The organism is Aeromonas sp. HMWF016 (assembly GCF_963878195.1).
Lineage (GTDB): Bacteria > Pseudomonadota > Gammaproteobacteria > Enterobacterales > Aeromonadaceae > Aeromonas > Aeromonas lacus.
Genome location: NZ_CAWNWX010000023.1, coordinates 10010 through 20447, shown reverse-complemented (window position 1 = coordinate 20447; position 10438 = coordinate 10010). Strand labels below are relative to the sequence as shown.

8 protein-coding genes and 1 pseudogene are annotated in these 10438 nt (G+C 62.6%); 5 read left to right on the top strand and 4 right to left on the bottom strand.

The window, feature by feature from the left end:
- Positions 1-79: 79 nt before the first annotated feature.
- The 4 genes from mmsB to AACS24_RS02775 form a co-directional block, all read right to left on the bottom strand.
- Positions 80-1000, bottom strand: coding sequence for a 3-hydroxyisobutyrate dehydrogenase (mmsB, locus tag AACS24_RS02790; RefSeq protein WP_108570525.1), 921 nt, complete (start codon positions 998-1000; stop codon positions 80-82).
- A 50-nt stretch (positions 1001-1050) separates the two neighbouring features.
- Entirely contained in the window at positions 1051-2169 is a 1119-nt protein-coding gene (locus AACS24_RS02785) for an enoyl-CoA hydratase/isomerase family protein (protein ID WP_108570524.1), read from the bottom strand.
- Positions 2162-2959, bottom strand: a complete 798-nt coding sequence (locus AACS24_RS02780; protein ID WP_108570523.1) for an enoyl-CoA hydratase — start codon at positions 2957-2959, stop codon at positions 2162-2164. The genes AACS24_RS02785 and AACS24_RS02780 overlap by 8 nt, the downstream gene beginning before the upstream one ends.
- Before the next feature lie 104 nt (positions 2960-3063).
- On the bottom strand, positions 3064-4221 hold the full coding sequence (locus AACS24_RS02775; RefSeq protein WP_108570522.1) for an acyl-CoA dehydrogenase family protein: 1158 nt from the start codon (positions 4219-4221) through the stop codon (positions 3064-3066).
- Between the two features lie 319 nt (positions 4222-4540).
- On the opposite strand from AACS24_RS02775, the gene AACS24_RS02770 reads away from it, so the two are divergent.
- The 5 genes and pseudogenes from AACS24_RS02770 to AACS24_RS21780 all read left to right on the top strand — a co-directional run.
- Complete coding sequence (locus AACS24_RS02770) at positions 4541-5683, top strand: isovaleryl-CoA dehydrogenase (protein ID WP_108570521.1); 1143 nt, start codon at positions 4541-4543, stop codon at positions 5681-5683.
- Entirely contained in the window at positions 5680-7290 is a 1611-nt protein-coding gene (locus tag AACS24_RS02765; RefSeq protein ID WP_108570520.1) for a carboxyl transferase domain-containing protein, read from the top strand. The genes AACS24_RS02770 and AACS24_RS02765 overlap by 4 nt, the downstream gene beginning before the upstream one ends.
- An 11-nt stretch (positions 7291-7301) precedes the next feature.
- Positions 7302-8138 carry an enoyl-CoA hydratase-related protein gene (locus AACS24_RS02760; RefSeq protein WP_108570519.1) on the top strand — a complete coding sequence of 279 codons (837 nt, stop codon included), beginning with the start codon at positions 7302-7304 and terminating at the stop codon, positions 8136-8138.
- Positions 8135-10129, top strand: a complete 1995-nt coding sequence (locus AACS24_RS02755) for an acetyl/propionyl/methylcrotonyl-CoA carboxylase subunit alpha (protein WP_108570518.1) — start codon at positions 8135-8137, stop codon at positions 10127-10129. The genes AACS24_RS02760 and AACS24_RS02755 overlap by 4 nt, the downstream gene beginning before the upstream one ends.
- A gap of 14 nt (positions 10130-10143) precedes the next feature.
- Positions 10144-10438: pseudogene (locus AACS24_RS21780) on the top strand (hydroxymethylglutaryl-CoA lyase); the annotation flags it as partial.

The following is a 10438-nucleotide window of genomic DNA, read 5'->3' as shown; positions in this document are numbered from 1 at the left end:
TATCCATTCTCTCTCCTTGTGATGCCAGCGGTAGTGATAGTCTGAACCCATCAAGCCGCAAGATGGCGCCCGGCGACCACTACCCCTCTCTGCTCTTTTCCAGATAAAGCCGGACGATACTGGAAAAATCCAGCTCTCCCTCTCCGTCCGCCGCATGCAGATTGAACAGGTTGCGCGCAAGTGCCCCCATGGGCACAGCGCTGTGAGCATGCTCGGCCAGCGCCATGGCGAGCCCGAGGTCTTTCACCATCAGCCGGGTCATAAAACCCCCTTGATAGTTACGGGCAGCCGGTACGTTCTCCATCACCCCGGGCCAGGGGTTGTAGCGCTCCAGACTCCAGTTGTTGCCCGAACTCTTGCCCATGATGGTGGAGAGCACTGCCGGATCCAGCCCCTCCTTCACCCCGAGGGCCAGCGCCTCGGCAGTGCCAGCCATGTGGATCGCGAGCAGCATGTTGTTGCACATCTTGGCGATCTGCCCGGCGCCAAGGGGGCCGGCGTGAAACAGATTCTGCCCCATGCAGGCCAGTACGGGCTTGGCCGCATCAAAGTCGGCTTGTTCGCCACCGACAATAAAGGTGAGTGAGCCTGCAGCTGCGCCGGCGACTCCACCCGAGACAGGGGCATCGATAAAGCGCAAGCCGCGTGCACGGGCCGCGCTCCCTACCTGACGGGCAGAGGCCACATCAATGGTAGAGCAGTCGATCACCAGCACACCGGCAGGCAAAGCGGCCAGCAGATCCTGCCCGCCCCGTTCACCATCGCTCTCGCCCAACCAGAGGCTGCGCACATGCTCACCGGCAGGCAGCATGCTGATGACGACATCACAGCCGGTCACCGCTTCGCGGGCATCACCTGCCGCAATGCAGCCTGCTGCAATGGCTCGCTCGACACTGTGGGCAACCAGATCAAATACCTGCACCGTATGCCCGGCCCTGGCCAGATTGGCTGCCATGGGTCCCCCCATGTTGCCCAGCCCGATAAATCCGATCCTTGTCATTCTGCTTGCTCCTTGCGTTCTTGATAGCGCCGCGGCTGCCAGAGCAGTGCCTAGCCCTTGCGTGCCAACGGGTTGTGCCCATGGGGCCAGCGAAAGAATTCGTCCAGCCAGTTACCCTCGGCAGGCTTATCCTGCCAGTGGGGATCCCTGTCCTTGTCGATAAGCAGCGCCCGCACCCCTTCCACAAAATCGCCCTTGAGCACGCAGTTGACCGAGAGGGTCAATTCGTCAGCAAATACCTCGGCAAGAGATTGACGGCGAGCCTGCCAATATTGGCGCCAAAGGATGGCTCGGCTGATGGAGCTGCCGCTACGGCAGCTCTCCTGTGCCTGGGCCAACCCCCTCTCTCCCGCCGTTTCGTCAAATCGGGCAGCAAACAGCCTTGCCAAAACTCCAGCCAACGTTCGCCCTGCCAGCAGGTCATCGATTTTTGGTTGATGGGGCAGCAGGATGGGTGCAGGCAACTGCGCCGCGATGCCTCGATGAAGGCCGCGCAGCAGCAGATCGATCTGCTCACGGGACTCGCAACCGACTGACCAGTCGAGTGCCGCCAATCGGTGCAGCAGCCCGGCTCGCTCGCTGCTGGCTATAGCGTGATCCGCCAGCCCAAGGCCGATGGCATCACTCCCGTTGAAGCGGGCACCGGTCAGACCAAGCCATAGCCCGAGTCGCCCCGGCATCCGGCTTAAAAACCAGCTGGCCCCCACATCGGGGTAGAGGCCGATTGTCACCTCCGGCATGGCGAACAGGCTCTTCTCGGTCACCACCCGAAAATCGGCGCCGGCAAACAGACCTATCCCACCGCCCATGCAGATGCCATCCGCTACGCAGACAAGGGGCTTGCGGTAACAGTGGATGTGGTGATCGAGCCGATACTCCTGCTCGAAAAAGTCGCGGGCATATTCGAACAGTTCCGATTCGCTCGCCTCCTGCTTGCGGTAATAGAAGGAGCGAATATCACCTCCGGCACAGAACGCCTTCTCGCCCGCCCCCTGCAGCAGTACGCAGACGATGGCGGGATCCTGCTCCCAGCGGGTCAGCGTCTGTTGCAGGATCTGGATCATCGGCAGGCTCAATGCGTTGAGAGACGCAGGGCTGTCGAGAGTCAACACCCCGATCTGGTGGCCATCAGCCGTTGGATAGGTTGCGATACTTACTGGCTCACTCATGGGTTGCACCATCCGGCTTTTGGTACTGCCAGTGCGGGGCGCGCTTTTCGAGAAACGCTGCCACCCCTTCCCGCTGGTTGGCATCACTAAACAGTTCGAGGAAGAGGCTTCGCTCGAGCGGCAAAGCCGCATCACGCGGGCCGCAGCGCCCCTGATTGATCAACATTTTGCAGGCGCGCAGGGCACTCGGGCTCTGGCGCTCCACCAGATGAGCCATCTGATAGGCGGCCTCCCACGCCTGCCCGGTTTTCACCACCTCCTCCACCAGCCCGATCTCATAGGCAAGGGCGGCACTCACCTTCTCGCCACAGAGGATCATCCGCTTGGCCCAGCCCGGCCCTACCAGCTCGGTCAGACGCTGGGTACCCCCCGCGCAGGGTAACAGCCCCACCGAAGCTTCCGGCAACCCCAGCAGCGCCTGCTGCTCGGCGATGCGGATATCGCACGCCAGCGCCACTTCCAGCCCACCGCCCATGGCGTAACCGTTGATGGCCGCAATGGTAACGCCGTGAAAACGAGCCAGCGCTTCGAATGCACGACCAAAAGCGTCGGCTACATCGCGAGCCTGTTCGACATTGCCATCAGCAAACAGGTTGAGATCGGCACCGGCGCAGAAGAACTTCTCGCCAGCCCCGCGGATCACCAGCGCAACCACATCGGGGCGACTGTCGAGCTCCTCCATCATCCGCAGGAAAGCTTGCAGGCTGGCAAGCGTCCAGGTATTGGCTGGCGGATGGTCAAGGGTGATGTAGGCCACGTGGCCGTTATATTCGAGCCTGATCCTTGTCATTGCGTTTGTCCTTGTCAGTAGAGCAATAGCCATGATGACAGAGTTGCATGAAACCAACCTGTGACTGGCTCACAAAGCTGGCGCCATTGATAGGTCATCCGACACTACATCAGCGCCAATCCCTGCTCGGCCAGCAGCCGACGAGCGATGATGAGCCGCATCACCTCGTTGGTTCCCTCCAGAATGCGATGCACCCGGGTATCGCGCAGGTAGCGCTCAAGGGGATAGTCGCGGGTATAACCATAGCCACCAAAGAGTTGCAGAGCCTCATCACAGATCCGATAACCGACGTCGGTGGCAAACCGTTTGGCCATGGCGCACCAGGCACTCTTGTCGGGATCCCCGCGATCCAGCTTGTCTGCCGCTTGACGCACCAGCAGACGAGCTGCAGCCAGCTCGGTCGCCATATCGGCCAGGCGAAACTGCACGCTCTGGAATTCGCTGATCGGGTGACCAAATTGCTGGCGCTGCTGCACATAGGTCAGCGCATCGTCCAGCGCCTGCTGGGCGGTACCTACCGAGCAGGTAGCGATATTGATACGCCCCCCATCAAGGGCCTGCATGGCGAACTTGAATCCTTCCCCCTCTTCGCCCAACCGATAGCAGGCAGGAATGCGAACTTCATTAAAAACAACCTCACGGGTCGGCTGGCTGTTCCAGCCCATCTTCTCTTCTGCCTTGCCATAGCTCACGCCGGGTACATTAGCCGGCACCATAAAGGCAGAGATCCCCTTCGCACCTTCACCACCGGTGCGGGCCATCACCACCAGCACATCGGTACTACCCGCCCCCGAGATAAAGACCTTGGTCCCCTCGATGAGGTAGCTGTCCCCCTCGCGCACCGCTCGGGTCTTGAGGGCTGCGGCATCGGAGCCCGCCCCCGGCTCAGTGAGGCAATAGGAGCCCAGCAATTCGCCGTAAGCCAGTTTGGGCACCCACTCCTCTGCGACATGAGCAGGCAACCAGCTGCCCAGCATCCAGCTCACCATGTTGTGGATGGTCAGATACGCAGTGGTCGAAGTACAGCCCATGGCGAGGCGCTCGAAGATGAGACTGGCATCGAGGCGCGGCAGCCCCAATCCGCCAAACTGCTCCGGGGTATAGAGACCGCAAAACCCGAGCTCGGCCGCCTGCTTGATGGTCGGAATAGGAAACTCGTGTTCTTTATCCCAGCGCGCGGCATGGGGTTTCAGCGCGTCGTCGGCAAAGGCGGCGGCCGCCTCCACATATGCCTGTTGATCATCGGTCAGGGTAAAATCCATCTTGTCGTTCGCTCCCTTGTTGCCCCGCGCTTATTGTCTCGCGCTTATTTTCCTGAGTTAGTGCTTTATGACGCGGCGCCCACACACTGGTCATTCGGATCTGCCACTATGGCGCTGTTGTCGTGGTAGCTGATGACGCACTCACTACCACCTATCTATCGACACACAACAGATTAACAATTGATTTACGTTTACGCTAACGTAAACTTGTGGCAGAAGTGAAGTACAAAAATGGACCGACCACTGCCAGCCGTGATGCCGAGTCAGCCGGTCGAACCAACCTTTCTACCCGACTGTCATATCCGCAAGGAGAGCATGGATGCAGATGGATGAGACCCTGAATGCCCTGACCGAACAGGTTGCGGCCTTCTGCCAGAAAGTGATCGCCCCGCGCGCCAGCGAGATCGATCAGAGCAACACCTTTCCCCGCGATCTCTGGCCCCGGATGGGTGAGCTAGGGCTGCACGGCATCACGGTGGCCGAGGAGTATGACGGGGTGAACCTCGGCTATCTGGCCCATGTGCTGGTGATGGAGCAGGTGAGCCGCGCCAGCGCCTCGGTCGGCCTCTCCTACGGCGCCCACTCCAACCTCTGCATCAACCAGATCCACCGCCACGGCACGCCGGAGCAGAAAGCCCACTACCTCCCCCCGCTGGTGAGCGGCGAGCATGTGGGGGCACTGGCCATGAGCGAGCCAGGTGCGGGCTCCGATGTGGTCAGCATGCGCCTCACCGCAGTGCGCGAGGGGGATCACTTCGTGCTCAACGGCAACAAGATGTGGATCACCAACGGTCCGGATGCCGACACCTTCGTCATCTATGCCAAGACAGATGCCAGTGCAGGCCCCAAAGGGATTTCCGCCTTTATCGTCGAGGCGGGCACTCCCGGTTTCACGACCGCCCAGAAGCTCGACAAGCTGGGGATGCGCGGCTCCAGCACCTGCGAGCTGGTGTTTGACAACTGCCGCGTACCGCAGGAGAACCTGCTGGGCCCCTTGCACGGCGGGGTCAAGGTGCTGATGAGCGGGCTTGACTACGAGCGGGTGGTACTGGCGGCTGGCCCCGTTGGCATCATGCAGGCCTGCATGGACGTGGTACTGCCCTATGTGCGCGAGCGCAAGCAGTTCGGCCAGGCCATCGGCGAGTTCCAACTGGTGCAGGGCAAGCTCGCCGACATGTATACCCGCCTCGCCAGCAGCCGGGCGCTGGTCTACTCGGTGGCAAGCGCCTGCGATCAGGGTCGCACCAACCGTAAAGATTGCGCCGCAGCCATCCTGTTTGCCGCCGAAAATGCCACCCAGATGGCGCTCGATGCCATCCAGCTGCTGGGCGGCAACGGCTACATCAACGAATATCCCACCGGTCGCCTGCTGCGGGATGCCAAGCTCTACGAGATAGGCGCCGGCACCTCTGAGATCCGCCGCTGGCTCATCGGCCGCGAGCTGATGGGGGATAATGCATGAGCAGGATCCACTCCCGTCTTGACACAGCGAGCCCGGAATATGCGGCCAATCGGGCCGCCATGCAGGCACTGGTCGACGATCTCCATGCCCGCATTGCCGAGATCGCCCAAGGAGGCGGCGCGGCCAACAACGCCCGCCATCAGGCCCGCGGCAAGCTGCTGCCCCGCGAGCGCATCAACCAACTGCTCGACCCGGGTTCCCCGTTTCTCGAACTCTCGGCGCTGGCTGGCTGGCAGGTCTATGACGAACCGGTGCCCGCTGCCGGCATCATCACCGGCATCGGCCGGGTCTCTGGGCGCCTGTGCATGCTGGTGGTGAATGACGCCACCGTGAAGGGCGGCACCTACTACCCGCTCACGGTGAAAAAACATCTGCGCGCCCAGGCCATCGCCGAGCGGCTGCGCCTCACCTGCCTCTATCTGGTGGATTCCGGCGGCGCCTTTCTGCCGATGCAGGATGAGGTGTTCCCCGACCGGGATCACTTTGGCCGCATCTTCTACAACCAGGCCCGCATGTCGGCCCAGAACATCCCCCAGCTGGCGGTGGTGATGGGGCTCTGTACCGCAGGGGGCGCCTACGTCCCCGCCATGGCGGACGAATCCATCATGGTCAGGGAACAGGCCACCATCTTTCTGGCGGGCCCGCCGCTGGTCAAGGCCGCCACCGGCGAGGAGATCAGCGCCGAGGCGCTGGGCGGCGCCGAGGTGCACTGCGCCCACTCAGGGGTGGCTGATCATATGGCCCGCGACGATGGCCACGCGCTGGCCATCGCACGTACCCTGCTCACCCATCTGGGCAGTGACCATGATCCGATCTCGGGCTTGGCATCGACCTACGATGAGCCAACCTACCCGATAGAGGAGCTCTACGGTCTGGTGGGCACCAGTCTCAAACGCCCTTACGACGCGCGCGAGCTGATTGCCCGACTGGTGGATGGCTCTGACTTTGACGAATTCAAGGCACTGTTCGGCACCACTCTGGTGACCGGCTTTGCCCGCATTTGCGGCATGGAAGTGGGGATCCTCGCCAACAACGGCGTGCTGCACAGCGACAGCGCCCAGAAGGGGGCCCACTTTATCCAGCTCTGTAACCGCCGCACCATTCCGCTGCTCTTTTTGCAGAACATCACCGGCTTTATGGTGGGGAGTAGCGCGGAAAAAGAGGGGATCGCCAAGCACGGCGCCAAGCTGGTCACCGCGGTGGCCTGCAGCCGGGTGCCCAAGATCACTCTGATAGTCGGTGGCAGCTTCGGTGCCGGCAACTACGGCATGTGCGGCCGCGCCTATGAACCCGATTTTCTCTTTAGTTGGCCCAACAGCCGCATCTCTGTCATGGGGGGCGAGCAAGCTGCCGGGGTGCTGGTGCAGGTGCGCCGGGACAAGCTGGCGGCCGAGGGCAAGAGCGTAAGCGAGCAGGAAGCGGCCGCCATCCGCGCCCCGGTGATCGAGCAGTATGAGCGCCAGGGTCACCCCTACTACGCCAGCGCCCGCCTCTGGGATGACGGCGTCATCGACCCGGCCCAGAGCCGCACCGTACTGGCATTGGCACTGGCGGCCTGTCAGGGTGCCCGCCAAGGCCCCGAGCAGTATGGAATCTTCCGGATGTAAGGAGCAAAGCTATGTCAGATCCACTTACTTCCTCCCAGAACCCGTTTCGGCTGGAGCGGCACGGCCCACTGGCCGAGCTGGTGCTGTCGCGCCCAGCCCGCCACAACGCCTTTGATGCCGACCTGATGCTGGGGCTACTCGACTGCCTCGATGATCTGGCCCATCTCCATGGTCACTCACTTGTCGAACGTCCTCACGCCCTGCTGCTGCGGGCCGAGGGCAAACACTTCTGCGCGGGCGCCGATCTCAACTGGATGCGTAATCTGGCCCACGCCGATTTCGAGCACAATCGCGAAGACGCCCGGGTACTGGCGCGGCTGATGCAGACCCTCGACGAGCTCCCCTTCCCTACGGTGGCGCTGGTGCAAGGGGCCGCCTATGGCGGGGCGCTGGGGCTCATCTGCGCTTGCGATCTGGTACTGGCCAGCGACGATGCCCGCTTCTGCCTCTCCGAGGTGAGCCTGGGTCTGGTACCTGCGGTGATCAGCCCTTACGTGGTACGCGCCATGGGGATGCGTCAAGCGCGCCGCTACATGCTCAGTGCCGAGCCGTTCGATGCCATCACCGCCTGTCGGCTCAATGTGGCGCACCAACTCTGCACACCGGATCAACTGCTGGCGGAGGGGCGGGTGCAGGCCCTTCGTCTGTGCCGCAACGGGCCGGAGGCGATGAAAGAGACCAAACGGCTGCTGGCGGCGATAGAAGACCATCCTTCCCGCCTGCACGAAGAGAAAACTGTCGAGACCATCGCCCGTGTTCGGGTGGGGCTAGAAGCTCAGGAGGGGATGCAGGCCTTCTTCGACAAACGCCCTCCCGCCTGGCGTCCCCGTTTCAAGGATGAGACATGACCCATCACTCTGAGATTAAGCGCCTGCTGATTGCCAACCGCGGCGAAATCGCCGTGCGCATCATCAAGACGGCGAAACGCCTTGGCATCCACACCATAGCCCTCTACTCCGATGCCGACGCCCACGCCATGCACACCCGTCTGGCCGATGAGGCTTGGCATCTGGGGCCCGCACTGGCCAGAGAGAGCTATCTGGACACCGGCAAGGTGCTGATGATTGCCAAAGAGGCGCGTGCCGATGCCATCCATCCCGGTTACGGTTTTCTTTCTGAAAACAGCGATTTTGCCACCGCCTGCGAACAGCGTGGCCTGCGCTTTGTCGGCCCAAGCGGGGCCGCCATTCTCGCCATGGGTGACAAATCGGGCGCCAAGGCGTTGATGCAGGCGGCCGGCGTGCCGGTGCTGCCCGGCTATCACGGAGCAGATCAGCGCTCTGGCTTTTTGCGCGATCAGGCGAGCCAGATTGGCTTCCCGCTGCTTATCAAGGCCGCCAGTGGTGGCGGTGGCAAGGGGATGCGCCGGGTCGATCAGCTGGCCGACTTTGACGCCGCGCTGGCGGCAGTCAAACGGGAGGCGCAAGCAGCGTTTGGCGATGCCCATGTGTTGCTGGAACGCTATCTGCCTCAGGCTCGCCACGTGGAGGTGCAGGTTTTTGCCGATAGCCTCGGCAACGCCATCTATCTGGGGGACAGGGACTGCTCCTTGCAGCGACGCCACCAGAAGGTGATCGAAGAGGCACCCGCCCCCGACATCCCTCCGACTCTGCGGCGCGCCATGGGGGATGCAGCCGTGGCCGCCGCCAAGGCCATCCACTATCAGGGGGCTGGCACCATCGAGTTTCTGCTGTGCGGGGAGGAGTTCTTCTTTATGGAGATGAACACCCGGCTGCAGGTGGAGCATCCGGTCACCGAAGCGGTGACCGGGCAGGATCTGGTGGCCTGGCAACTGGCCGTGGCCGAAGGCAAGCCGCTGCCACTCACCCAAGATGAGGTGGTGCTGCGCGGCCACGCGGTGGAGGCACGCCTCTACGCCGAAGACGTGGCGGCCGGTTTTTTGCCTGCCAGCGGGCCCATCTACTGGCTGCAGTGGCCGGCTGGCGTGCGCATTGACACTGGCGTCACCGCTGGCGATGAGGTCAGCCCCTATTACGATCCCATGATCGCCAAGCTGATCGCCCACGGCCAGAGCCGCGCTGAGGCGTTCGCCCAACTGGCCGATGCGCTGGCGGCACTGGATCTTGGCCCGCTGGTGCACAACGGCCCTCTGCTGCTGCGACTGTGTGAAGAGCCTGACGTCTTGGCCATGCGCCACCATACCCAGTGGCCCATCCCCACCGTAGCGCAGCCCATTCCTGAACTCGCCTGGCCGCTGGCCACGCTCTGGTTGGCGAGCCGCCCTGCGGGCTCCTCCCCCTGGCAGCAAGCCTGCGGATTTCGGCTGGGGCCGGATCGCTGCTGGACGGCGGCGGTGCGCATCGGTGATGAGCGCCGGGTATTGACCCTTCACGATCATGACGACCAGTTTGGGTGGCAAGGGGAGACCCATTGCTACCAGAGAGGCGACGATCATATCCGGCTGCAAAAGGATGGCTGCTGGCAGCAGATCCCCATTCAGACTGCCACAGGCTCGGAGGTAACCTTCATCATGACCCTGGCGGGCAAGCGCATCCGTTTCGCAGCCGATGATCAGCAGCACAGTCACCACCATGATCAGGCAGACGAGAAGGCGCTGGGCGCCATCGCCCCCATGCATGGCATCGTAGTAGCGGTACTGGTCGAGCAGGGGCAAGCTGTCAACAAGGGGCAACCCCTGCTGGTGCTGGAGGCGATGAAGATGGAACACCAGCTGCGTGCAGAGCGGGACGGGGTAATTGAAGCCCTGCAGTGCCAACAGGGCGAGCAGGTAAGCCAGGGGGCCGTGCTGATGCGTTTTGCCGATACAGATACAGCCCCGAAGGATAACGCCATCAACCAACAAGCGAGTAGGTCATGAACAGAGGAGCAGCCATGCCGGATGACAAGGTCAGTCTGGTGGAGATGGGGCCGCGCGATGGCCTGCAAAATGAAGCCAACCAGCTGGCACTGATCCAGCGGCTGGAGCTGATCCAGCGACTGGTCGACAGCGGTCTGCAGCGCATCGAGGTCGGCGCCTTTGTATCGCCCAAAAAAGTGCCGCAGATGGCAGACTCCGCCGCACTTTTTCAGGCACTGCCGCGCAAGGGGCCGACCCGTTACGGCGCCCTGGTGCCCAATTTGCAAGGCTTGCAGGCTGCCATTGCCGCCCGCGCCGACGAGATTGGCC